Source organism: Sphingomonas sp. URJC2 (genome assembly GCF_059803575.1).
Map to the genome: position 1 here is coordinate 1 of NZ_JAPFGX010000002.1, position 21,703 is coordinate 21,703.

Consider the following 21,703-nt stretch of genomic DNA (forward strand, 5'->3'; position numbering starts at 1 on the left):
CCGCCGGCCAGCACCGCCACCGGCCCGGGGGCTGCCAGCGCGCCTGTCAGCGAAGGGGGCCGGTTGGTCGCCAAGGCCCCGCCCGCGCCTGCGCCCATGGCCGCCGGCCCGGCGGGCAGCGTGATCCAGCTCGGCGCGTTCGACAGCCAGGCGGTCGCGCTGTCGGCCTGGACCGGGCTGTCGCGGCGCTTTGCCTATCTGGACGGGCTGAACCGGTTCGTCGTCCCGGCCAAGGTCGGCGGGCGGACATTCTACCGGCTGCGCGCGACCGCCGTGTCGGCCGAGGCCGCGCGCGACGCCTGTGCGCGGCTGAAGGTTGCGGGCGAAGCCTGTCTGGTCGTCAACTGAGCGCGCGGCGATGATCCCCGTCATCTTCGGCCTGTCCGGCCCCGCGCTCACCCCCGACGAGCGCGATTTTTTCCGCGCTGCCGATCCGGCCGGCTATATTCTGTTCCGGCGCAACTGCGTCGACCGTGCCCAGCTGCGCGCGCTGACCGACGATCTGCGCGCGCTGCACGGGCGCGACGATCTGCCGGTGCTGATCGATCAGGAAGGCGGGCGGGTGGCGCGGATGCAGCCGCCCGAATGGCCGGCCTTTCCGCCAGGCGCGCTGTTCGGCCAGCTTTACGACATCGCCCCGGCCTCGGCGATCGCGGCGGCGCGCGCCAATGCCCATGCGCTCGGCCTGATGCTCGCCGAATGCGGGATCAGTGTCGACTGTCTGCCGCTGCTCGATGTGCGCCGCGCCGGGGCCGATGACGTGATCGGCGACCGTGCCTATGGCTTTGAACCAATGCGGGTCGCCGCACTCGGCCGGGCGGTGCTGGCGGGCCTTGCCGAGGCCGGGGTGGTCGGCGTGGTCAAGCATATGCCCGGCCATGGCCGGGTGCTGGTCGACAGCCATAAGGCGCTGCCGGTGGTGACGGCAGGCGAGGATGAACTGGCCGAGGATCTGGCCCCGTTCATCCGCCTGGCCGACGCGCCGATCGGGATGAGCGCGCACATCGTCTACACCGCCTGGGATGCCGAGCGCCCGGGCACATTGTCGCCGGCGGTGATCGACGGCATCATCCGCCGCCGCATCGGGTTTGACGGGCTGCTCCTCACCGACGATATCGACATGAAGGCGCTGTCGGGCACCCCGGCGGACAAGGCGGTCGCAGCACTCAAGGCCGGGTGCGACATCGTGCTCGATTGCTGGGCGCGGATGGACGAAATGACCGCCATCGCCGCCGCCGTGCCGCCGATCACCGCTGCCGCACGCACCCGGCTGGACCGCGCGATGTCGGGTGTGAAGGCCGGGGCTGCGCCCGATCCCGCCGCCATGGCCGATCTGATCGCCACGCGCGACCGGCTGCTTGCCCCGGTGCTGACGGCCAGCGCCGCCGGCTGAGCTTGGCTGTGGCGGAGAGGTTGGGCGGGCGTGATAGTCTCGCGCGCGTGACCGATTCGTCTGCATCGTTGGTGATCGAGATTGACGGCTGGGAAGGCCCGCTCGACCTGCTGCTCGCGCTGGCGCGCGGGCAGAAGGTCGATCTGCGCGAAATCTCGATCCTGGCGCTCGTTGAGCAATATCTCGCCTATCTGGCCGGCGCGCGCGCGCTGCGGCTGGAGATTGCTGCCGATTATCTGGTGATGGCGGCATGGCTCGCCTATCTCAAATCCGCATTGCTGCTGCCGCGCGATCCCGAGATCGAGCCCAGCCCCGAGGAGCTGGCGCTGCGCCTGCAACTGCGGCTGCAACGGCTGGCGGCGATGCGCGAGGCGGGGGCGCGGCTGATGGCGCGCGACCGGCTGGGCCGCGACGTGTTCGCGCGCGGCGCGCCCGAAGGGCTGGCGACGGTGCGCCAGAGCCTGTGGCAGGCCGATCTTTACGATCTGATCGAGGCGTATGGCCGGGTGCTGGCGCGCACCCGGCCGGTCGTCCACCAGATTGCCCGCCGCCCGGTGATGACGCTCGATGCCGCGCTGGAGCGTCTGGGCCGGCTGATCGGGGCCAGGCCCGACTGGGCGCGGATCGAGGCGTTTCTGCCCGAGGTCGCGGATGCGCAGCTGGCGCGGTCGTCGCTCGCCTCCAGCTTTGTCGCCGCGCTCGAACTGGCGCGGCAGGGGCGGGCCGAGCTGCGCCAGGACGCGCCGTTCGCGCCGCTTTATCTGCGGGGCGCGTCGTGACCGGTTTTACCCCGAACGCTGCGTCGCAGGCCGATTTCGGCGTGCGCGCGGTCGAGGCGGTGCTGTTCGCCGCCACCGCGCCGCTGCCGGTGGACGAGATCGCCGCCCATGTCGGGCCGGGCATCGATGTGCGCGCGGCGCTGGCCCGGCTGGCCGCCGATTATGCCGGGCGCGGCATCGGTCCGGTCGAGCGCGGCGGCCGCTGGCATTTCGAGACCGCGCCCGATCTTGCCCATTTGCTGCGTCGTGACCGCGAGGAGCCGCGCCGGCTGAGCCGGGCAGCAGTCGAAACGCTGGCGATCATCGCCTATCAGGAACCGGTCAGCCGCGCCGAGATCGAGGCGGTGCGCGGCGTGCAGATTTCCAAGGGCACGCTCGACGTGCTGATGGAGGCGGGCTGGGTGCGCCCGGCCGGGCGGCGCGAAGGGCCGGGCCGCCCGCTGCTCTATGCAACGACGCCGGGATTTCTCGCCCATTTCGGGCTCAAAAGCCGCCGCGACCTGCCGGGGATCGACGATCTGCGCGCCGCCGGGCTGCTCGATCCGGTCGATCTTGCGCTTGCCGGGGCGATGGCGGGCGATGACGAACTGGAAAGCGACGCCGAGAGCGACTAGATAAGCCGCAACACGCGCGGTGGCGCGACCGGGGCGACCGGCCCCTGAGGAGAGTTTTCATGGGTGGTTTCAGCCTCTGGCACTGGCTTGTCGTCGGCATCATCGTGCTGCTGCTGTTCGGCAAGGGCCGGTTTTCCGACATGATGGGCGATGTCGCCAAGGGCATCAAAAGCTTCAAGAAAGGCATGGCCGAGGACGATCAGTCCGCGCCGGCCCCCGGCCGTGTCGAGGCGATCGAGCAGGCGCGCCCGGTCGACCCCCGCGCCGCTGAAACCCGGTCGGCCGTCGAGGACAAGCCCCAGGCCTGATCGGGCAGATCGCGCCGCGACCCGGCAGGGCGACGCCCGTGCCGATGCGGCCCTGCTGCGAGGTCCGGCGCGTGTCGGGCAGCGATCCGGTTTCGGCGGCGACCATCTGCCACACGCCGGTCTGGCGGCGTGGTCTCGCCTGCGTGCGGAACCGGGCCAGTTTGCAATGTCGGTTTGTAGCAGGGCGACCGGCCCCGAAAAGGAGAATGCCCGGATCGTTTCCGATCCGGGCACCCGCGTGACGATCGCTCGTCAGCCCCCTTTTGTCGTCCCGCTCGACGCCCGCCTGCTCCCCTTCAAGAGGCTGGCGGAGCGAGACTTTCCCCGAACCATGGCCATTGCCTGTGTTCAGTAATGCAAGGCTATGACGACTCCGCGCCGCTGTCATGCCCGTTTATCGGGGGTTCAGCCTATTTCCCCCATGCTGTGACCTCGATGCAACAGGCGGGGATGAGGCCGGCCGCCGGTCGCACCCGCAAAACCCACCCATGGCGATTCCCCTGACGCGCCAAACCCTCTAGACCGGCCTGATGGCCAGCAACCGGAACCCGGAATGATCCTTTCCGCCTATGAACGGATGATCGCCAAACGCTATCTGCTGCCGGGCAGGGGCGAGGGCTTTATCGTCCTTGTCGCCTCGATCAGCCTGGTGGCGGTCATGCTCGGCGTCGCCGCGCTGATGATCGTGATGAGCGTGATGAACGGCTTTCGCGCCGAACTGTTCGACCGCGTCGTCGGCCTTAATGGCCATGCGGTGATCCAGGGCTATGGCGGCCAGCTGCGCGACTGGCGGACGCTGCTTGCCGATGCGCGCGCGGTGCCGGGCGTCGTTTCGGCCACGCCGCTGATCGAACAGCCGCTGATGGCCAGCTATGACGGGCGGGTCGAAGGCGTGCTGGCGCGCGGGATGCGGGTGGCCGATATCCGCGCCAATCCGGTGGTGCGTTCGGGCGTGGTGGCCGGGCGGCTGGCCGATCTGGTGCCGGGCAGCGACAATGTCGCCATCGGCGCGCGGCTGGCCGAGGCGCTGGGCGCGCGCGTCGGCGGGTCGATCAGCTTGATCAGCCCGCAGGGGCAGGCGACCCCGTTCGGCACGGTGCCGCGCATCGTCAGCTACCGGGTGGCGGCGATCTTCGAGGTCGGGGTCTATGATTATGACAAGGCGTTCGTGATCCTGCCGATGGAAGATGCGCAGACGCTGCTGATGCTGGGCGATTCGGTGGGGATGATCGAGGTCAAGACCGCCGATCCCGACCGGGTGGGCGAGATTCTGGCCCCGTTGCTGCCGCGCATCGGCAATCAGGGGGTGATGACCGACTGGCGGCAGATGAATGCCTCGCTGTTCGAGGCGTTGCAGGTCGAGCGGGTGGCGATGTTCGTCGTGCTGTCGATCATCGTGCTGGTCGCGGTGTTCAACATCCTGTCGGCGCTGATCATGCTGGTGCGCGCCAAGACGCGCGACATCGCGATCCTGCGCACCATGGGGGCGACGCGGATCGGGCTGATCAAGGTGTTTGTGACCATCGGCACGGCGATCGGCGCGCTGGGCATCGCGGCCGGGCTGGCGCTGGGCGCGCTGTTCCTGTTCTACCGCCAGCGGGTGGTGGAGGCGGTGCAGTTCGTGACCGGCCAGAATCTGTGGGATCCGTCGATCCGCTTCCTGACCGAGCTGCCCGCGCGCACCGATCCGGTCGAGGTTGCCGCGATCGTGGTGATGGCGCTGGTGCTGAGCTTTCTGGCGACGCTCTACCCCGCCTTCCGCGCGGCGAGCACCGATCCGGTGCAGGTGCTGCGTTATGAATGACGTGCTGGTGGTGCGCGACCTGACGCGCAGCTTCACCCAGGGGACCGAGACCGTGCATGTGCTGCGCGGCGTCGACCTTGATGTCGCGGCCGGCGAGATTGTCGCGCTGCTCGGCCCGTCGGGATCGGGCAAGTCGACGCTGTTGCAGGCGGTCGGCCTGCTCGAAGGCGGGTTTGGCGGCTCGATCCGCATTCTGGGCGAGGAGGCGGCGCGGCTCGACAATGATGCGCGCACCCGGCTGCGCCGCGACCGCATCGGCTTTGTCTATCAGTTCCACCATCTGCTGCCCGATTTCAGCGCGCTCGAAAATGTCGTGCTGCCGCAGCTGATCCGCGACACCCCCCAGGCCGAGGCCGAACAGCGTGCGGGCGCGCTGCTCGGTGCGCTCGGGCTCCAGCACCGGCTCGGCCACCGCCCGGCCAAGCTGTCGGGCGGCGAGCAGCAGCGCGTCGCCGTCGCCCGCGCGCTCGCCAACCGCCCGGCGCTGGTGCTGGCCGACGAGCCGACCGGCAATCTGGACGAGGCGACGGCCGACATGGTGTTCGACGCCTTTCTGGCCGCGGTGCGCGAACAGAATGCCGCCGCGCTGGTCGCGACCCATAATGAACGGCTGGCGGCGCGGATGGACCGGGTGCTGCGCCTGCATGATGGCCGGCTGCACGACGCGGCGGCTGGCGGGTAAACGGGGGGAGAGGGAGATGATCGGCATGATCCGGGCGCTGGGAGCGGCAATGGCGGCGACGCTCATCGCGGGTGCGGCGCAGGCGGTGCCGCCGCCCGCCAGCCATGTGCCGGCCTATGGCCCGGACGGCGCGCCCCGGCCGTTTTCGCAGTCGGTGCGCGCGGGCGACATCCTGTTCCTGTCCGGCCAGCTCGGCACCCGCGCCGATGGCAGCCTGCCTGAAGGCATCGAGGCGCAGAGCCGGCAGATGATGGAGAATATCGGCGCTGCCCTGCGCGGCGCGGGGCTTGGCTTTGAACATGTCGTCCACTGCCTCGTCATGCTCGACGACATGGCGGACTGGGCCGCGTTCAACCGCGTCTATGTGCCCTATTTCCCGGCCGGGCGGCTGCCGGCGCGCAGCGCGATGGGCGTCGAGGCGCTGGCGCTTGGCGCGCGGGTGGAGATGGAGTGCCAGGCCGATGCCGGGCGGCGCTGAATGATCGTGCCGGTCGCCCCCGGCGAGGTGGCGACGATTGTCACCTCGCTTGAAATGCGCGCCCGGCCGCGCCCCCGGCCGATGCCGGCAAGCCCGCTCGCGCTCAGGCGCTGGCCCCAGCCCGGCCTTGATGCCTATCGCCAGCTGTTCCGCCGTGTCGGTGAGCCATGGCTGTGGTTTTCGCGCCTCGTCATGCCCGATGCCGAACTGGCCGCGATCCTCGGCGATCCGGGGGTGGAGGTGCATGCCGTGCTCGACCGAGCGGGGATCGAGGTCGGCATGGTGGAGCTGGATTTTCGCCGCCCGGGGGCGTGCGAGATCGCCTTTTTCGGGCTGGTCCCCGAACTGACCGGGCAGGGGCATGGCCGCTGGCTGATGGCCCATGCGCTGATGCTCGGCTGGCGGGCGGGGGTGGAGCGGTTGTGGCTGCACAGCTGCACGCTCGATCACCCTTCAGCGCTCGGCTTTTACCGCGCCCAGGGGTTCGTGCCGTTCCGGCGCGAGATCGAAACCTTCACCGACCCGCGCCTGACCGGCCATCTGCCCGCCAGCGCCGCGCCGCACGTGCCGCTGATCAGCGGCACGGGCTGACCGGTAACCGGTCTAGTCCTGCGCGGAGAGCTGGCGATAGATGGCGATGGTGACGAGCAGCAGCACCAGCGTCACCCCCGCGCCGAACAGCGCCGACACCAGCGCGCCCAGAAAACCGGTCACCTCGGCCGTGCCGCCTACGATCTGGATCACCACGACGCTCGCATTGGCAAGGCCGGTCACGACAAAGCCCGCGACATAGATGATCGCCGCCATCGCGAAGATGCGCCAGCCATTGCCGCGCGTGACGCGGATGCTGCGGGTGATCGCCGCGACCGGGTTCGACAACCGCTCGGCAACCAGCGTGACTTCGGCCAGCAGGGTGCGCCCGGCCAGATACAGGCCCGGCAGGATCAGCAGCACGGCGCCGGCAAACAGCATCAGCCCGACCAGGATGTTGGTGACCACGAAGATCGGCAACAGCTTCAGCCCGGCGGCCAGCGCCTCGGCCACGGTCGGCCGTTCGGGGGCGAGCAGCAGGATCAGCATCGCCAGCCGGCCAAGCGCCGCGATCACCGCGCTCAGCACCAGATAATGCCAGTTGGTGTCGATCCACAGCTCCAGCGCTTCGAGTGGCGGCAGATCCTGCGCCATGTCCATCGGCCGCAGGATGTTCATCACCAATGTCGGCATCAGTAGGAACACGCCGGCAATCGCGATCAGCAGATCGCGCTGGCTGCCAAGAATCGCCATGGCATCGCTCCATGCCCGGCTGAGGTCGAGCTTCATTCCCGTCTCCTGCATCTTGCCCCGCATATAACCGATCCGGCGCTTGAAGCGAGGCCCGCCAGCCGCGATGTGGGGGGCATGACGACCGAGATCGAATGGACGCAGTCGCCGGGGCTGACCGATTATCAGGCGGCGCTCGCCGATATGGAGGCGCGGGCCGAGGCGATTGCCGCCGGGCAGGCGCGCGAGCGCATCTGGCTGCTCGAACACCCGCCGCTTTACACCGGGGGCACCAGCGCCGATCCCGCCGAGCTGATCGCGCCGCGTTTCCCGGTATTCCCGACCGGGCGGGGCGGGCGCTACACCTATCACGGGCCGGGGCAGCGTGTCGGCTATGTCCAGCTCGACCTCAGCCGGCGCGGCCGCGACGTGCGCTGTTTCGTCCACCGGCTGGAAGGCTGGCTGATCGCCGCGCTGGCCGATCTGGGCGTGGCGGCGCGGGCGATTGACGGCCGGGTCGGCATCTGGACCGATTTCGAGGGGCAGGAGGTGAAGATCGGCGCCATCGGCGTGCGCGTGCGCCGCTGGGTGACGTTTCACGGCTTTTCGCTCAACATCGACCCGGATCTGAGCCATTTTGGCGGCATCGTGCCGTGCGGCCTGCCCGATTATCCGGTCGCGAGCCTCAGGAGCATCGGCCAGCCGCGAACACTGGCCGAGGTCGATGCGGCGCTGGCCGCAAACCTTGCCGGGTTCGTTGACGGATTGGGTTGCGGCGGCAAGAACCACTCTTGAGGGGTGAAGATTTTCTGTCTAAACACGGCGGCGATTTGGCTAAAGCAGGGCCTGCGAGCCGGCCAAATCCGAAAAACAAGGGAGTTTCGAATGCGTGACCTTCTCGCGAAGATGATGACCGGCTCGATGATCGCCGGCGCCGCTCTGCTGGTTGCCGCCTGCGGCAGCAAGGAAGAAGCCAATGTCGCCGACGCCAACGTCGCCGAAATGAACGCCATGGACATGAATGTCACCACCGACAACATGACCGACATGGACGGCGCGATGGCCAATGACGGCGCGATGGCGAACGACATGAACGCCACCGACGCCAATGCGGCTGCTCCGGTCGCTGCCGAAAACGGCACCGAAGCCGCGAAGTAAGCTTCGCAGCCAATGGCTGAAGGGGCCGTCCGGGCGACCGGGCGGCCCTTTTTGCATGGCCCGACGTTTTGCGCGTCCCCACAGCCGCCGCCCCCGCGTCGCCCTCCGCTTGGTCACGGATTGGCGCAAACCGCTTTTGCCGCCTGTCAAAAACCGTTAGGCATGCCGCGCTGTGCGGAGCCTTTGATGCGTAAACCTCGTTTTCTTGCCCTGATCCTGCTGGCGGCGGCACCGCTTGCGCCGCTCAAGGCCAATTTTTTCTGGAAGCAGCCCGATTTCAGCGGACCGCCGGTGCGCGGCGACGAACCGGGGGTGAGCGCATCGCCGCTGCCCGGCGCGACCCCGGCCGAGCTGCGCGCGATGGTGGTGTGGAACCTGCGCTCCGCGCTCAATGTCGCGGCGCTGCAATGCCAGTTCGATCCGACCTTGCTGACCCGCAACCAGTATAACCATATGCTCGACAATCATAAGGCGGAGCTGGCCGCCGCCTATCAGACGCTGTCGGGCTATTTCACCCGCCGCCACAAAAAGGCCGGGGCCAGCCAGCTCGACGCCTATGGCACGCGCACCTATTCGAGCTTTTCGGCCGTCGGCCTGCCGCAGTTCAACTTCTGCACGACCGCGGCGCGGATCGGGCGCGAGGCGTTGTTCGCCCGGCGCGGGCAGCTGCATCTGGTTGCCGAACAGCGGCTGACGACGCTGCGCAACAGCCTGACCCAGCGGCTGGCCGAGCAGCAATTCACCTATGCGCCGCCCTATTTCACGCCGCTGCCGGTGCCGCTGGAAGAGGCGTGCCGCAAAAAGGGCCGCAACGGGCGCTGCCGCGGCTGACCGGCCCGGCGCTTCAGGCCAGCCGGGGTTTCAGAACAGCGCGGGTTGCAGAACAGCGGCGCTCAGGAAACCAGCGCCAGGCGCGGGGTTTCGACCGCGCTCAGCGCAACCCGCACCACCCCCGGCAGCTGCTCGATCCGCGCCGCCAGTTCGGCATCGAGCCTGAACCCGCGCCCCAGCCGCACATCGGCGGTGCCCGCCGGGCCGGCTGCCGACAGCCGCACCTCGCCGCGCCCGCTGCCGGCGCTGCCCAGCAACGCCGCGATTTCGCCCAGCGCCTCGGGTGCCGAAACTTCGAGGCGCAGCATCAGCCGGGCGGCATCGCCCAGTCCTTCCAGCGGCTGCAGCCGCTTGATCGCGACGCGCGGGCTGTCTTCGCCCGGCCGTTTGTCCAGCTCGACCGACAACAGGCCGCAGCCGCCATTGCGCGCGGCATCTTCCAGATCCTTGGCCGCCGCATCGTCGAAACAGCTGGCGACGAACTGGCCGCTGGCATCCGAACAGGTGGCAAGCAGATAGCGCCGCCCCTTGGCCGAGGTACGCCAGCGCACATCCTCGATCAGCGCCGCCATGGTCGCGCCGACCCGCTCGTCACCGATATTGACCGTCGACAGCTGCATATAGCTGCGCGCGCCATGCGCGTCGGCTATGTGGCGATAGCGGTCGACCGGATGGGCGGAAAAGTAAAAGCCGAACGCGTCCTTTTCCTGCGCCATGCGCTCGGCCAGCGACCAGCTCTGCCCGGCGGGGAGCGCGATGGCGGCCCCGGCCATGTCGGCCTCGCCGAACAGCCCGCCCTGGCCGGTCGCGCGCTGATCGGCGGCACGCGCAGCCTCTGCCAGGATCGTCTCGGCGGCGGCGAACACCCCCGCCCGGTCGGGGGCGATGCCGTCGAACGCGCCTGCCGCCGCGAGGCTTTCCATCTGGCGGCGGTTGAGCAGCTTGGGGTCGACGCGGTTGGCGAAATCGTCGAGCGAGGCGAACGGGCCGCCGCGCGTGCGTTCCTCGACCAGCTGCGCCATCGCCCGCTCGCCGACATTGCGCAGCGCGCCCAGCGCATAGCGGACGGCAAGGCCCGGCCCCTCGCTGTCGCCGTCACCGTCGCCCGCCACCGGCTCGACCGCAAACTCGGCGTCCGACCGGTTGATGTCGGGCGGCAGCAGCGTCAGCCCCAGCCTGCGGATATCGTCGACGAACACGCAGAGCTTGTCGGTCTGGGCGATGTCGTAGCACATCGAGGCGGCGAAGAATTCGTGCGGATGATGCGCCTTCAGCCAGGCGGTCTGATAGGCGAGCAGCGCATAGGCGGCGGCGTGCGACTTGTTGAAGCCATAGCCGGCGAATTTGTCGATCAAGTCGAACAGCTCGTTCGCCTTGTCGGCGGCGATGCCGTTCACCTTTTCGCAGCCCTCGACGAAGATCGCGCGCTGCGCGTCCATCTCGGCCTTGATCTTCTTGCCCATCGCGCGGCGCAGCAGGTCCGCGCCGCCCAGCGAATAGCCGGCCAGGATCTGCGCGGCCTGCATCACCTGTTCCTGATAGACGAAGATGCCATAGGTTTCGGCCAGCACCGGTTCGAGCAGCGGGTGCGGATAGGTGACCGGCTCGCGCCCGTTCTTGCGCGACCCGAACAGCGGGATATTGTCCATCGGCCCCGGCCGGTAGAGCGACACCAGCGCGACGATGTCGCCGAAATTGGTCGGGCGGACCGCGGCCAGCGTGCGGCGCATCCCTTCGGATTCGAGCTGGAACACCCCCACCGTGTCGCCGCGCTGAAGCAGGTCATAGACTGCCGGATCGTCCCAGCCGAGCGTGCCCAGATCGACCGTGATGCCGCGCGCGGCCAGCATCTCGACCGCGCGCTGGAGCACCGACAGCGTCTTCAGCCCCAGAAAGTCGAACTTCACCAGCCCCGCGCCCTCGACATATTTCATGTCGAACTGGGTGACCGGCATGTCGGAGCGCGGATCGCGGTAGAGCGGGACCAGCTGGGCGAGGGGCCGGTCGCCGATCACCACGCCCGCCGCATGGGTCGAGCTGTGGCGCGGCAGCCCTTCCAGCCTACCGGCAAGGTCGAACAGCCTCTTCACCTCGGCGTTGGTCTTATATTCCTGCGCCAGCTCGCTGACGCCGTTGAGCGCGCGGTCGAGCGTCCAGGGATCGGTCGGGTGGTTGGGCACCAGCTTGGCCAGCCGGTCGACCTGGCCATAGCTCATCTGCAGCACCCGGCCCGTATCCTTGAGCACCGCGCGCGCTTTCAGCCGCCCGAAGGTGATGATCTGCGCGACATGGTCGCGGCCATATTTCTGCTGGACGTAGCGGATCACCTCTTCGCGCCGGGTTTCGCAGAAATCGATGTCGAAATCGGGCATCGACACGCGTTCGGGGTTGAGGAAGCGTTCGAACAGCAGCCCCAGTTTCAGCGGATCGAGATCGGTGATGGTGAGCGCCCAGGCGACGACCGATCCGGCCCCCGAGCCGCGCCCCGGCCCGACCGGAATGCCCTGCGCCTTCGCCCATTTGATGAAATCGGCGACGATCAGGAAATAGCCGGGAAAGCCCATCTGGATGATGACATCCAGCTCGAAATCCAGCCGTTCGACATAGGCGGCGCGCGCGCCTGCATCGGTGATCTGGGCGGCGGCGAGGCGAGCCTCCAGCCCGGCATGGGCGTCGGTGCGCAGCTTTGCCGCCTCGCCCTCGCGGTCGCCGGCAAGGCTGGGCAGGATCGGCTTGCGCTTGGGCGCGGCGACCGCGCAGCGCTGGGCGATGACCAGCGTGTTCGACAGCGCCTCGGGCAGGTCGGCAAACAGCGTCGCCATGTCGGCCGCCGGCTTCATCCACGCATCGGGCGAGCTTTTGCGGCGATCGTCGCTGTCGACATAGCTTGACGAGGCGATGCACAGCATCGCGTCATGCGCGGGGTGGAAATCGGCCTCGGCAAAGCAGCACGGATTGGTCGCGACCAGCGGCAGGTCATGGGCAAAGGCGAGATCGATCAGATGGCGTTCGGCGCGCGCCTCGGTCTCGTCCATCCGCCGCGACAGCTCGATATAGAGCCGCTCGGGAAACAGCCGTTCGAGCTGGTCGACATAGTCGATGGCCGCCGCCGCTTGCTCCTCGGCGAACAGCCGCGCCAGCGCGCCTTCGGCCCCGGCGGTGAGCGCGATCAGCCCCTCGGTGCGCCCGGCCAGCGCCTCGAACGGCACATGCGGGTCCATTTCGATCGGCCGGTCGAGATGGGCCATCGACACCAGCTCGCACAGGTTCAGATAGCCGGTCTCGTTCTGGGCATAGAGCGCCAGCCAGTCGAGCGCCGGCGGCTGATCGCCGTGGCGGGGGCGCGCGACGCCGAGCAGCGTGCCGACGATCGGCTGCACCCCGGCCTTCATCGCCGCCTCGCAAAACGCCATCGCGCCATACAGGCCGTTGCGGTCGACGACCGCGACCGCCGGAAAGCCATGGCCGCGCGCGGCCTTCGCCACATCCTTCGGGTCGATCGCGCCTTCAAGCATGGTGAAAGCGGAAAAGACGCGCAGGGGAACGAACGGGGCGTGGGGCATTGCCTGCTTATGGGTTGTCGCGCCGCGAAGGGGAAGGGCGGGGTGGTCCTTATCCCCAGCTTATCCGGCGGTGCCGGCGCGCGGCTCATGCCCCTTGGGTGCCGGCGCGCCGGCCGCCCGGCGCAACCCGGCATGGCGTGCCAGCGCGTCGGCGAGGCCGGGCAGCATCCGTCCATGCCGCGACCCGAGTGCTGCAAAGCGCGGACGCGGTGCCCGCCACCCCAGCGCCGCCGGGCTGGCCGGCCGGACAAGCGCCGGATCAAGGCCCAGCGCGCCCGCCACCCCGCGGCCGAAATCGAGCCAGCTGACCGGATCCTGATGGGTCAGGTGGCGGATGCCGCAGACCTCGTCGAGAAACTGGTCGAGGCTGGCATGGACCAGATCGGGGACGAAGGTCGGGCTGACGATATGGCCCGCTGCCGCGTCGAATCGCTGCCCGGCCGACAGCGCCGATTCGACCGCCATGGCAAAGTTGTGCGGGTCGAACGGCTGGAAAAACGCGGCGGTGCGGATGATGAGGGCGCGCGGATCGGCGGCCAGCACGGCCTGTTCGGCGCGCAGTTTGCTGCGGCCATAGACGCTGAGCGGCCGGGGCGTGTCGTCTTCGACATAGAGCATGTCGGTCGCGCCATCGAACACCAGGTCCGATGAAAACAGCATCTGTCTCAGCCCGCGCGCGGCGCATGCCGCGCCCAGCAGCTCGGCTCCCCGCGCATTCGCCGACGCACAGGCGTCTGCCGCCTGTTCCGCCGCGTCGACCCGCACCCAGCCGGCCGCGTTGATCACTGCCCAGGGGCGCAGCCGGTCGAGCGCGCGGGCAATGGCATCGGCATCGTCGATCGCGCAGCTTGCGCGGTCGGTCAGCACATGATCGAGCCCGCGCAGCGTGCAGGCGCGGCCCAGCGCGCGGCCCAGCGTGCCGGTCGCGCCGGTGATCAGGATTGGCGGCACCCGTCGTTCGGGCGGGGCGGCCGGCCGGTCGCCGGTCCAGACATGCGGCGCGTGTTCGAACCGCACATCGCGTCGCCACCATCCGGGGCGGGCCAGCGCCGGATGCGCCTGTGCCCATGCGCGCGCCGCCGGATCGCCGGTAAACCCCCGCACCAGCCGGGCAAGCGCGGTGGCGCGCGGTCGTCCGGCGCGCAGGTCGAACACCCCGCTTTCATAGCGGCCGCGCCGGCGTGTGAGCAGGCTGCACCAGTCGTGCGCGCCCAGCAGGGACCAGATGGTGAAGGCGCGAATGTCCATGCCGGCGGCGGCAAGCCGGTTCACGGTCTGCCAGCCCTCGGCCAGCCAGCGCATCTGTTCCTCGCGGGTGCAGCCCAGATGGCTTTCGGTCACCGCAAGCGGCAGGCCGTAGCGCGCGGCGGCTTCGGCCAGCGCGCCCGCCAGGCCCGGGGGCGACGGATCGAGCACGCGCGCCGCCGTCAGGTCATGAAAGCCGGCGACGGGGCGGGGCAGTTCGGGATAGCGGTCGAGCCGGTCGTCGACGAACCGGTCGCTCGTCACATAATGATTGATGCCGATCATGTCGGGCGGGCAGGGCGGCAGCGCGCGCACGCGGTCGGCCAGCCCCGCGTCGGCGAACAGCCGCCAGGCGCAATGGTCCGGCCCGACCCGCCCGGTCAGCAGATCCCAGCCCAGCCAGCGCCGGGCATTGTAATGTGCGGCAAGGGCGGCCAGCCGGGGCGGGCCATAGGTCCGGCCGAGATCTTCGGTCTGCACCAGCCGGGCGGCGGGATTGACGGCGCGGATGCGCGCCATGGCCGCGACCGTCGCCTCGATCTGGGTGACCAGCGCCGTCAGAAAGGTCGCCTCGCTGCGGCCATGCGGGTGCCAATGGCCGTAAAGCCCGGCAAAGCGTGCCGTGGTCACCGGTTCGTTGATCGGCGTCCAGTCGGTGACATGGGGATAGGCGCTGGCGATCCGGCCCGCATAATCGGCGAACAGGCGCGGCATGTCGGGATCGACAAGGCTCGTATAGCGGGGGGCTCCGCCATGATGGAGCAGCCCGATGATCGGCCGGATGCCCAGCCGGTCGAGCGCGGCGATCCGCGCGTCCGACCAGCTCAGGTCGATGCGGTCGGGCCGGTCCGGGGCCACGCGCTCCCACAGCACCGGATAGCGCAGCGCCGTCAGCCCCAGCCCTGCGAACAGGTCCAGGTCGGCGATCCGGTCGTGATGCCCGCTCAGCCGTGTCTGGTCGCAATAGATCGTGCCGTTGCGTCCGCCGCGCGCCTCGTCCAGCCGGTTGACCGTGCATTCATGGCCGCCCCAGATCTCCATGCCCTGCGTCCCTGCCGTTGATCCCGGCCGGACCAACGTTGCGGGGACGGATTGGAGCCATGGTCAGAGCAGCGCTTCGATGTCGCGCGCAATGTCGTCCGGCTTGATCGTCGGCGCATAGCGACGCACGACCTTGCCGCTGCGGTCGATGAGGAACTTGGTGAAGTTCCATTTGATCGACCGGGTGCCGAGCATGCCCGGCGCCGCCGCCTTCAGATGCGCATAGAGCGGATCGGCACCCGGGCCGTTGACGTCGATCTTGGCAAAGACCGGGAAGGTCACGTCATAGGTCGTCGTGCAGAAGGTCGCGATTTCCTGCGCGTCGCCCGGTTCCTGCCCGGCAAACTGGTTGCAGGGAAAGCCGAGCACGGCAAAGCCCTTGTCGGCAAAGCGGCGGTGCAGCGCCTCCAGCCCCGCATATTGCGGGGTAAAGCCGCATTTGCTCGCCACATTGACGATCAGCAGCACCTTGCCGGCATGGCCGGCCAGCGCGGCGGTGCCGCCGCCCGGTGCCTTCACCTCGAAATCGGTCACGTTCATCGCCGTCTCCCCCGGTTATGCGCCCAAAGCCCTTAAAGCCGGTTCGGCGTCGCTGCGCCAGCCGCTCAGTCGGCGGGCCGCCGCCAAACCGTCATCTGCCCGCGCTATGGAGCTGTGTCGGCGCGCTGCATCCGCTTGCGCGCTGGCGCGTTCAACAGGCCCCACCAGCCATGGAGGCACCAAATGGCCAAGGCCCTGTCACGCTTCGCCATCGAACGGGTTGGCGACGATTATCTGCTGCGCATCGAGGATGAAGAGGGCGACACGCTGGAACTCGGCGCGACCGCCGAACAGCTCGACCTGATCGGCGAAGCGGTCGAGGAGCATCTGGCGTTCGATATCGATGAGGACGATCTCGACGAGGACGAGGCGGAGGACGAACCCGCCGGTTGATGGGCGGCGGGTTGCGCCGATATCGTGGCACCGGGTGTTTGTGATTGGGAAGAACGGCACCGGCCCGCACCCCCACCCGGCCTCCCAACGGCAGGATACGCTATGGGAGGCCGGGTGGGGGTGCGGGCTGGTGCCGCCCCCGCGCCGCGAGGCGCGCAACAAACAACCCGGTGCCGCCCATGCGGCGTCAGGCGCCCCAAAAAACCCGTCTCAGTCGGTCAGCACCCCGCGTACCGCGCGTGCCCAGCCGTCGAGCCGGGCGCGGCGCTGGTCGGCGGTGGCCGCCGGCAGGAAACGGCGCGCGCCGCCGCGCATCGCCGCTGCGGCGGCCAGCGAATCGAACAGCCCTGCGCCCAGCCCGGCGAGCATCGCCGCGCCTAGCGCCGTCGTCTCGACGCTGTCGGGCCGTTCGACCTCGAGGTCGAGCAGATCGGCCATGTCCTGCGCCATCCAGTCATTGGCGGCCATGCCGCCATCGATGCGCAGGCACGTCCAGTCGAACCCGTCGGCGGCAAAGGCGGTCTTCAGATCATGCGTCTGGTGCGCCTGCGCCTCGAGCGCGGCGCGGACGATGTGCGCGCGCCCGGCGGCAAAGCTCAGCCCGGTGATCGCCGCCCGCGCCTCGGGCCGCCACCAGGGCGCGCCCAGACCCGACAGCGCCGGGACCAGATAGACTCCGCCATTGTCGGCAACGCTTGCCGCCAGCGCCGCGCTTTCGGCGGCCGCGCCGATCAGGCCGATATCGTCGCGCAGCCATTTGATCAGGCTGCCGGCGACGAACACCGAGCCTTCGAGCGCATAGGCGCGCTGGCCATCGATCTGCCAGGCGATGGTGGCGAGCAGCCGGTTGCGCGAGGTCGGCAGCGTCGTCCCGGTCGCGGTCAGCACGAACGCGCCGGTGCCATAGGTCGCCTTGGTGTCGCCCGGCGCGAAACAGGCCTGACCGATGGCTGCCGCCTGCTGGTCCCCGGCCAGGCCGCAGATCGGAATCGGATCGCCGAACAGCCGCGTCTCCCCGAATCGGCCGGCGCTGTCGGTGATTTCGGGCAGCGCGGCGCGCGGCGCGCCGAACAGCGCGAGCAGGCCATCGTCCCAGCCGCCGCTGCCGATCGCCATCAGGGCGGTGCGCGAGGCGTTGCTGGCATCGCTGATGTGCAGGCCGCCGGTCAGTTTCCACACCAGCCAGGATTCGATCGTCCCGACCGCCAGCCGGTCGCCGGCCTCGGCCAGCTGCGGCCAGTGGCGCATCGCCCAGCCGATCTTGGAGCCGGAGAAATAGGGATCGAGCAGCAGCCCGGTCTTGGCCTGCACCGCCGCCTCATGCCCCCCGGCGCGCAGTTCCGCGCACATCGCGGCCGTCCGCCGGTCCTGCCAGACGATGGCGGGGGCGAGCGGCTGGCCGGTCTGCCGGTCCCAGAACACGATGGTTTCGCGCTGGTTGGTGATGCCGATGGCGGCGATTCGCGCCGCGCCGCCCGCGCGTTCGACCATCTCGGCCGCGCAGGCGAGAGATTTTTCCCAGATCTCGGTGGCGTCATGCTCGACCAGCCCGGGGGCGGGATAGGATTGGGTCAGCTCGCGCTGGCTCACGCCCAGACATGCGCCATCGGGGGAAAACAGCATCGCCCGGGTCGAGGTCGTGCCTTCGTCGAGCACCAGGATCAGCTCTGCCATCATCATCCTTTCGCCACCGGCTTCTGTGTCCGTCGCCTGCGCATAGCGGCGCGGCGGCGGCAACAAAAGCGGCGGGGACGATCCGCTGTCGCGCGGGGGGGGGGGCTCAAAAAATATCGGTGATGGCGGATGATTTTGCGGGATCGCGCAGATGATCTGCTTGACAGGGCCGAACAGCTCCCCTAACCGGCGCGCCTCAACCGAAGCGCGGGTGTAGCTCAGTCGGTTAGAGCGCCGGCCTGTCACGCCGGAGGTCGCGGGTTCGAGCCCCGTCACTCGCGCCATTTGGTTGCACCGAAAAGGCCCGCAGGCACACTTATGTGCTTGCGGGCCTTTCGCTTTTTCAGCGTGTCGTTTTTTCAGCGTGTCGAGCTGGGGCCGGGCGGCCCGGCGCTCAGCGCCAGCGGCCGGTGACCACCCAGCGCATCAACGGGCGCGCCGGCAGCACCCAGATGATCCCGGCCAGGATGTAGATCGGCGCCTGCACCAGGATCGGCAGCCCGCCGATCAGCGGCGAAAAGCTGGCCACGATCACCGCCCAGATCGCGATCAGTGCGAGCAGCGCGAACATGCCGACGACATTGCGGATGCTGGGGTCGATCATGCGATCCATTCCTTTTCGGTGACGACGGCGTGCAGCGGCACGTCCCATGGGTCGTCGGGCACCAGCGCCACTTCCTGTACGCTCCACGCGACGCCGATGCGCCGGGCGTCGGGATAGCGTGCAAAGGCGCGGTCGTAAAATCCAGCCCCCTGGCCCAGCCGCCTCAGGCCGCGGTCGAATGCGATCAGCGGCGCGAGAATCAGGTCGGGGGCAAGCTCCTCTGCCGTCGCCGGATCGGGCTGCATCAGCCCCAGCGGGCCGGGGTGAAGCGATTCGCCGGCCTGCCAGGCCAGAAAGCGCATCGGCACGGCCGGCCGCGACACAAAGGGCAGGGCGATGCGCGCGCCCTGCGTCGCCGCCCAGTCGAGCAGCCCGGCGGGCGAGGCTTCGCTGCCGATCGCCAGATAGCCGGCGACGACCGATGCACGGGCAAGCAGCGGCTGGAGCGGCGATGGCGGCACGCGCAGCGCCAGCGCCCGGCCGGCCGGGTCGAGCGCGGCGACGAACGCCCGCCGTGCGGCACGGATGCGGGCGCGCAGCGCGGCCTTGTCCGCTGCTGCCCCGTCCTCGTCGCGTGTATCTCCGGTCATGCCTTATCGTCTCCATCGGGCACCGGCATGCCTTGCCCCACGGGGAAGGGCGGCGTTTTTTCCATCGCTGCGGGTGCCATCGCCGCGCGGGGCTTGCCAGCTTTTCGTGGCGCGATTAAGCGCAGTGTCAAATTTACCTCTCGAAAAGGAACTCTCATGAGCGAGACTGCGGATCGCGTGAAGAAAATCGTCGTCGAGCATCTCGGCGTCGAAGCCGACAAGGTGACCGAGGACGCCAGCTTCATCGACGATCTCGGTGCGGACAGCCTCGACATCGTCGAGCTGGTGATGGCGTTCGAAGAAGAATTCGGCGTCGAAATCCCCGACGATGCGGCCGAAAAGATCACGACCGTCAAGGACGCGATCGCCTATATCGACAGCAACAAGGGCTGATCGGACGGGCGGGGCGCTTGCCCTGCCGGCCGGCTTGAGCTGAAAAACGAAACGGCTCTCCGGCCCTTTTTGGGGCCGGGGAGCCGTTTCGCGTCAACGGAGAAGAACATGCGTCGTGTCGTCGTCACCGGACTGGGTCTCGTCACGCCGCTCGGCAGCGATGTCGAGACGGCCTGGGGCAACATCATCGCCGGCAAGTCGGGCGCGGGGACGATCACCCGTTTCGATGCCAGCGACTATGTCTGCCGCATCGCCTGCGAGGTGAAGCCGGCCGACCATCCCTATGGCTTTGACCCCAATCGCCGCGTCGATCACAAGGTGCAGCGCCAGGTCGATCCGTTCATCATCTATGGCATCGATGCCGCCGGTCAGGCGCTGGAAGATGCCGGGCTGACCGAGATGAGCGAGGCCGAACGGCTGCGCGCCGGCTGCTCGATCGGGTCGGGCATTGGCGGCCTGCCGGGTATCGAGAGCGAATCGCTGGTGCTTGAGCACAAGGGCCCGCGCCGCGTGTCGCCGCATTTCGTGCATGGCCGGCTGATCAACCTGATTTCGGGTCAGGTCTCGATCAAATACGGGCTGATGGGTCCGAACCACGCCGTCGTCACCGCCTGTTCGACCGGTGCCCATGCAATCGGCGATGCGGCGCGGATGATCGCGCTCGGCGATGCCGATGTGATGCTGGCGGGCGGCGCGGAAGGCGCGATCTGCCCGATCGGCATTGCCGGGTTCGCGCAGGCGCGGGCGCTGTCGACCGCGTTCAACGACACGCCCGAGCGCGCGTCGCGCCCCTATGACCGTGATCGTGACGGCTTCGTCATGGGTGAGGGCGCGGGCGTCGTCGTGCTCGAGGAATATGAGCGGGCCAAGGCGCGCGGGGCGAAAATCTATGCCGAGCTGGTCGGCTATGGCCTGTCGGGCGACGCCTATCACGTCACCGCGCCGCATCCCGAAGGCTCGGGCGCGTTCCGCTCGATGGAAATGGCGATCGCCAAATCGGGGCTGGCGCTGGCCGATATCGATTATGTCAACGCGCACGGCACCTCGACGCCGCTGGGCGACGAGCTGGAGCTGGGCGCGGTGCGGCGGCTGTTCGGCAGCGCGACCGAGACCCTGTCGATGAGCTCGACCAAATCGGCAATCGGCCATCTGCTCGGCGGGGCCGGCGCGGTGGAGGCGATTTTCTGCATCCTCGCGCTGCGCGACCAGATCGTGCCGCCGACGCTCAACCTCGACAATCCGAGCGAAAGCTGCGCGGGCGTCGATCTGGTGCCGCACAAGGCCAAGGAACGGCGGGTGCGCGCGGTGCTCAACAACAGCTTCGGCTTTGGCGGCACCAATGCCAGCCTGGTGCTGAAGGCGGTCTGAGGCGGCGATGAAGCGGCTGCTGCTAGTCGCGTATATTGTCACCCAGCTGACGTTCGTGCTGATCGTTGGGAGCACTACCTGGCTCGGCTGGTCCGGGCCAGGCCCGGCCGCCCGGCCGGTTGCCGTCACCATCGCGCCGGGCGCGACGCTGACCGGCGCGGCGACGGCGCTCGAAAAGGCAGGGGCCATCGGTTCGGCGCGGCGTTTCCTGCTGCTCGCCCGGCTGTTCGGCGGATCGGGCGCGATTCAGGCCGGCGAATATCGGATCCCGGCGCGGGCGAGCGGGCGCGACGTGCTGCGCCTGCTCCGCTCCGGCCGCGTCACCCGGCTGATGGTGACGATCCCCGAAGGCATGCCGTCGGTGCTGGTTGCCGAGCGGCTGGCGGCGATCCCCGAACTCACCGGCCCGGCGCCGGTGCCGCCCGAAGGTTCGGTGCTGCCCGACAGCTATGCCTATCGGCGCGGCGAGGCGCGCACCGCCGTCATCGCGCGGATGCAGGCGGCGATGGATGCGACGCTTGCGCGGCTATGGGCCGGGCGCAGCGCGCGGACCCCGGTGTCCAGCCCCGAAGAGGCGATCATCCTCGCCTCGATCGTCGAAAAGGAAACCGGCGTTGCCGCCGAACGCACGACGGTGGCCGGCGTCTATGCCAACCGGCTGAAGGTCGGGATGCCGCTTCAGGCCGATCCCACGGTCATCTATCCGGTCACGCGCGGGCGGCCGCTTGGCCGGCGCATCCTGCGGTCCGAGCTGCGGGCGAAGAACGGCTACAACACCTATGCCGCGCCGGGCCTGCCGGTCGGGCCGATCGCCAATCCGGGGCGCGATTCGATTGCCGCGGTGCTCGATCCCGCGCCCACCGATGCGCTCTATTTCGTCGCCGACGGGCGCGGCGGCCATGTGTTTGCGGCAACGCTTGCCGAACACAATGCCAATGTCCGCCGCTGGTATGCGATCCGCCGCGCGCGCGGCGAAATGTAACGC

23 protein-coding genes and 1 tRNA gene are annotated in these 21,703 nt (G+C 69.1%); 17 read left to right on the forward strand and 7 right to left on the reverse strand.

Annotated elements, in window-relative coordinates:
• The 9 genes from OPU66_RS01295 to OPU66_RS01335 form a co-directional block, all read left to right on the forward strand.
• A partial coding sequence (locus OPU66_RS01295) for an SPOR domain-containing protein (RefSeq protein ID WP_498551794.1) occupies positions 1 to 348 on the forward strand: 348 nt, incomplete at its 5' end.
• A 10-nt stretch (positions 349 to 358) separates the two neighbouring features.
• Positions 359 to 1,393: a beta-N-acetylhexosaminidase gene (nagZ, locus tag OPU66_RS01300; protein WP_498551795.1), complete on the forward strand. Its 1,035-nt coding sequence runs from the start codon at positions 359 to 361 to the stop codon at positions 1,391 to 1,393.
• A gap of 47 nt (positions 1,394 to 1,440) precedes the next feature.
• Positions 1,441 to 2,172, forward strand: coding sequence for a segregation and condensation protein A (locus tag OPU66_RS01305; RefSeq protein WP_498551796.1), 732 nt, complete (start codon positions 1,441 to 1,443; stop codon positions 2,170 to 2,172).
• Complete coding sequence (gene scpB, locus OPU66_RS01310; RefSeq protein WP_498551797.1) at positions 2,169 to 2,786, forward strand: SMC-Scp complex subunit ScpB; 618 nt, start codon at positions 2,169 to 2,171, stop codon at positions 2,784 to 2,786. Before OPU66_RS01305 ends, scpB begins: the two co-directional genes overlap by 4 nt.
• Positions 2,787 to 2,845: 59 nt before the next feature.
• Positions 2,846 to 3,094, forward strand: coding sequence for a twin-arginine translocase TatA/TatE family subunit (locus OPU66_RS01315; RefSeq protein ID WP_498551798.1), 249 nt, complete (start codon positions 2,846 to 2,848; stop codon positions 3,092 to 3,094).
• Between the two features lie 553 nt (positions 3,095 to 3,647).
• Complete coding sequence (locus OPU66_RS01320) at positions 3,648 to 4,898, forward strand: lipoprotein-releasing ABC transporter permease subunit (protein ID WP_498551799.1); 1,251 nt, start codon at positions 3,648 to 3,650, stop codon at positions 4,896 to 4,898.
• Positions 4,891 to 5,580 carry an ABC transporter ATP-binding protein gene (locus OPU66_RS01325; RefSeq protein WP_498551800.1) on the forward strand — a complete coding sequence of 230 codons (690 nt, stop codon included), beginning with the start codon at positions 4,891 to 4,893 and terminating at the stop codon, positions 5,578 to 5,580. Before OPU66_RS01320 ends, OPU66_RS01325 begins: the two co-directional genes overlap by 8 nt.
• Positions 5,581 to 5,596: 16 nt before the next feature.
• Entirely contained in the window at positions 5,597 to 6,058 is a 462-nt protein-coding gene (locus tag OPU66_RS01330) for a RidA family protein (RefSeq protein ID WP_498551801.1), read from the forward strand.
• Entirely contained in the window at positions 6,059 to 6,649 is a 591-nt protein-coding gene (locus OPU66_RS01335; protein ID WP_498551802.1) for a GNAT family N-acetyltransferase, read from the forward strand.
• A gap of 12 nt (positions 6,650 to 6,661) precedes the next feature.
• Here OPU66_RS01335 and OPU66_RS01340 read toward each other — a convergent pair whose 3' ends face one another.
• Positions 6,662 to 7,378 (reverse strand): hypothetical protein, encoded by a 717-nt coding sequence (locus tag OPU66_RS01340; protein ID WP_498551803.1) that lies wholly within the window; start codon positions 7,376 to 7,378, stop codon positions 6,662 to 6,664.
• Positions 7,379 to 7,456: 78 nt separating this feature from the next.
• Between OPU66_RS01340 and lipB the strand changes: the two genes are divergently transcribed.
• The 3 genes from lipB to OPU66_RS01355 all read left to right on the forward strand — a co-directional run bounded on the left by lipB (position 7,457) and on the right by OPU66_RS01355 (position 9,307).
• Positions 7,457 to 8,113 carry a lipoyl(octanoyl) transferase LipB gene (gene lipB / locus OPU66_RS01345; RefSeq protein ID WP_498551804.1) on the forward strand — a complete coding sequence of 219 codons (657 nt, stop codon included), beginning with the start codon at positions 7,457 to 7,459 and terminating at the stop codon, positions 8,111 to 8,113.
• Positions 8,114 to 8,203: 90 nt separating this feature from the next.
• Entirely contained in the window at positions 8,204 to 8,476 is a 273-nt protein-coding gene (locus tag OPU66_RS01350) for a hypothetical protein (RefSeq protein ID WP_498551805.1), read from the forward strand.
• A 186-nt stretch (positions 8,477 to 8,662) separates the two neighbouring features.
• Entirely contained in the window at positions 8,663 to 9,307 is a 645-nt protein-coding gene (locus OPU66_RS01355) for a hypothetical protein (RefSeq protein WP_498551806.1), read from the forward strand.
• Between the two features lie 62 nt (positions 9,308 to 9,369).
• Here the strand turns inward: OPU66_RS01355 and dnaE are convergent, their stop codons facing one another.
• From dnaE to OPU66_RS01370, 3 genes are all read right to left on the reverse strand, one after another.
• Positions 9,370 to 12,870 carry a DNA polymerase III subunit alpha gene (gene dnaE, locus OPU66_RS01360; protein ID WP_498551807.1) on the reverse strand — a complete coding sequence of 1,167 codons (3,501 nt, stop codon included), beginning with the start codon at positions 12,868 to 12,870 and terminating at the stop codon, positions 9,370 to 9,372.
• Positions 12,871 to 12,930: 60 nt separating this feature from the next.
• Positions 12,931 to 15,156, reverse strand: coding sequence for a family 1 glycosylhydrolase (locus OPU66_RS01365; protein ID WP_498551808.1), 2,226 nt, complete (start codon positions 15,154 to 15,156; stop codon positions 12,931 to 12,933).
• 63 nt (positions 15,157 to 15,219) lie between these two features.
• Complete coding sequence (locus tag OPU66_RS01370; RefSeq protein ID WP_498551809.1) at positions 15,220 to 15,696, reverse strand: glutathione peroxidase; 477 nt, start codon at positions 15,694 to 15,696, stop codon at positions 15,220 to 15,222.
• 183 nt (positions 15,697 to 15,879) lie between these two features.
• Here OPU66_RS01370 and OPU66_RS01375 point away from each other — a divergent pair, with 183 nt between their 5' ends.
• Positions 15,880 to 16,089, forward strand: a complete 210-nt coding sequence (locus OPU66_RS01375; RefSeq protein WP_498551810.1) for a hypothetical protein — start codon at positions 15,880 to 15,882, stop codon at positions 16,087 to 16,089.
• Positions 16,090 to 16,299: 210 nt separating this feature from the next.
• Here OPU66_RS01375 and OPU66_RS01380 read toward each other — a convergent pair whose 3' ends face one another.
• Positions 16,300 to 17,769 (reverse strand): glycerol kinase, encoded by a 1,470-nt coding sequence (locus OPU66_RS01380; protein WP_498551811.1) that lies wholly within the window; start codon positions 17,767 to 17,769, stop codon positions 16,300 to 16,302.
• Between the two features lie 201 nt (positions 17,770 to 17,970).
• Here OPU66_RS01380 and OPU66_RS01385 point away from each other — a divergent pair.
• Positions 17,971 to 18,047 (forward strand) — tRNA-Asp (locus OPU66_RS01385).
• A 110-nt stretch (positions 18,048 to 18,157) separates the two neighbouring features.
• Here OPU66_RS01385 and OPU66_RS01390 read toward each other — a convergent pair.
• Both OPU66_RS01390 and OPU66_RS01395 read right to left on the reverse strand, forming a co-directional pair.
• The gene (locus OPU66_RS01390; protein ID WP_201752660.1) at positions 18,158 to 18,367 is read right to left on the reverse strand and encodes a DUF2842 domain-containing protein; all 210 of its coding nucleotides are present in this window, start codon (positions 18,365 to 18,367) and stop codon (positions 18,158 to 18,160) included.
• Positions 18,364 to 18,957, reverse strand: coding sequence for a 5-formyltetrahydrofolate cyclo-ligase (locus OPU66_RS01395; protein ID WP_498551812.1), 594 nt, complete (start codon positions 18,955 to 18,957; stop codon positions 18,364 to 18,366). The genes OPU66_RS01390 and OPU66_RS01395 overlap by 4 nt, the downstream gene beginning before the upstream one ends.
• 156 nt (positions 18,958 to 19,113) lie before the next feature.
• On the opposite strand from OPU66_RS01395, the gene OPU66_RS01400 reads away from it, so the two are divergent.
• The 3 genes from OPU66_RS01400 (at position 19,114) to mltG (ending at position 21,700) form a co-directional block, all read left to right on the forward strand.
• On the forward strand, positions 19,114 to 19,350 hold the full coding sequence (locus OPU66_RS01400; protein ID WP_160590933.1) for an acyl carrier protein: 237 nt from the start codon (positions 19,114 to 19,116) through the stop codon (positions 19,348 to 19,350).
• A gap of 108 nt (positions 19,351 to 19,458) precedes the next feature.
• Positions 19,459 to 20,718 (forward strand): beta-ketoacyl-ACP synthase II, encoded by a 1,260-nt coding sequence (gene fabF, locus OPU66_RS01405; protein ID WP_498551813.1) that lies wholly within the window; start codon positions 19,459 to 19,461, stop codon positions 20,716 to 20,718.
• A 7-nt stretch (positions 20,719 to 20,725) separates the two neighbouring features.
• The gene (gene mltG / locus OPU66_RS01410) at positions 20,726 to 21,700 is read left to right on the forward strand and encodes an endolytic transglycosylase MltG (RefSeq protein WP_498551814.1); all 975 of its coding nucleotides are present in this window, start codon (positions 20,726 to 20,728) and stop codon (positions 21,698 to 21,700) included.
• Positions 21,701 to 21,703: the final 3 nt, after the last annotated feature.

Excerpts from the sequence above, each read along its gene's own strand:
- nagZ (WP_498551795.1), top strand. The coding sequence starts at position 359 with ATGATCCCCGTCATCTTCGGCCTGTCCGGCCCCGCGCTCACCCCCGAC.
- OPU66_RS01315 (WP_498551798.1), top strand. The coding sequence starts at position 2,846 with ATGGGTGGTTTCAGCCTCTGGCACTGGCTTGTCGTCGGCATCATCGTG.
- OPU66_RS01320 (WP_498551799.1), top strand. The coding sequence starts at position 3,648 with ATGATCCTTTCCGCCTATGAACGGATGATCGCCAAACGCTATCTGCTG.
- OPU66_RS01325 (WP_498551800.1), top strand. The coding sequence starts at position 4,891 with ATGAATGACGTGCTGGTGGTGCGCGACCTGACGCGCAGCTTCACCCAG.
- OPU66_RS01330 (WP_498551801.1), top strand. The coding sequence starts at position 5,597 with ATGATCGGCATGATCCGGGCGCTGGGAGCGGCAATGGCGGCGACGCTC.
- OPU66_RS01335 (WP_498551802.1), top strand. The coding sequence starts at position 6,059 with ATGATCGTGCCGGTCGCCCCCGGCGAGGTGGCGACGATTGTCACCTCG.
- OPU66_RS01340 (WP_498551803.1), bottom strand. The coding sequence starts at position 7,378 with ATGAAGCTCGACCTCAGCCGGGCATGGAGCGATGCCATGGCGATTCTT.
- lipB (WP_498551804.1), top strand. The coding sequence starts at position 7,457 with ATGACGACCGAGATCGAATGGACGCAGTCGCCGGGGCTGACCGATTAT.
- OPU66_RS01350 (WP_498551805.1), top strand. The coding sequence starts at position 8,204 with ATGCGTGACCTTCTCGCGAAGATGATGACCGGCTCGATGATCGCCGGC.
- OPU66_RS01355 (WP_498551806.1), top strand. The coding sequence starts at position 8,663 with ATGCGTAAACCTCGTTTTCTTGCCCTGATCCTGCTGGCGGCGGCACCG.
- dnaE (WP_498551807.1), bottom strand. The coding sequence starts at position 12,870 with ATGCCCCACGCCCCGTTCGTTCCCCTGCGCGTCTTTTCCGCTTTCACC.
- OPU66_RS01365 (WP_498551808.1), bottom strand. The coding sequence starts at position 15,156 with ATGGAGATCTGGGGCGGCCATGAATGCACGGTCAACCGGCTGGACGAG.
- OPU66_RS01370 (WP_498551809.1), bottom strand. The coding sequence starts at position 15,696 with ATGAACGTGACCGATTTCGAGGTGAAGGCACCGGGCGGCGGCACCGCC.
- OPU66_RS01375 (WP_498551810.1), top strand. The coding sequence starts at position 15,880 with ATGGCCAAGGCCCTGTCACGCTTCGCCATCGAACGGGTTGGCGACGAT.
- OPU66_RS01380 (WP_498551811.1), bottom strand. The coding sequence starts at position 17,769 with ATGATGATGGCAGAGCTGATCCTGGTGCTCGACGAAGGCACGACCTCG.
- OPU66_RS01390 (WP_201752660.1), bottom strand. The coding sequence starts at position 18,367 with ATGATCGACCCCAGCATCCGCAATGTCGTCGGCATGTTCGCGCTGCTC.
- OPU66_RS01395 (WP_498551812.1), bottom strand. The coding sequence starts at position 18,957 with ATGACCGGAGATACACGCGACGAGGACGGGGCAGCAGCGGACAAGGCC.
- OPU66_RS01400 (WP_160590933.1), top strand. The coding sequence starts at position 19,114 with ATGAGCGAGACTGCGGATCGCGTGAAGAAAATCGTCGTCGAGCATCTC.
- fabF (WP_498551813.1), top strand. The coding sequence starts at position 19,459 with ATGCGTCGTGTCGTCGTCACCGGACTGGGTCTCGTCACGCCGCTCGGC.
- mltG (WP_498551814.1), top strand. The coding sequence starts at position 20,726 with ATGAAGCGGCTGCTGCTAGTCGCGTATATTGTCACCCAGCTGACGTTC.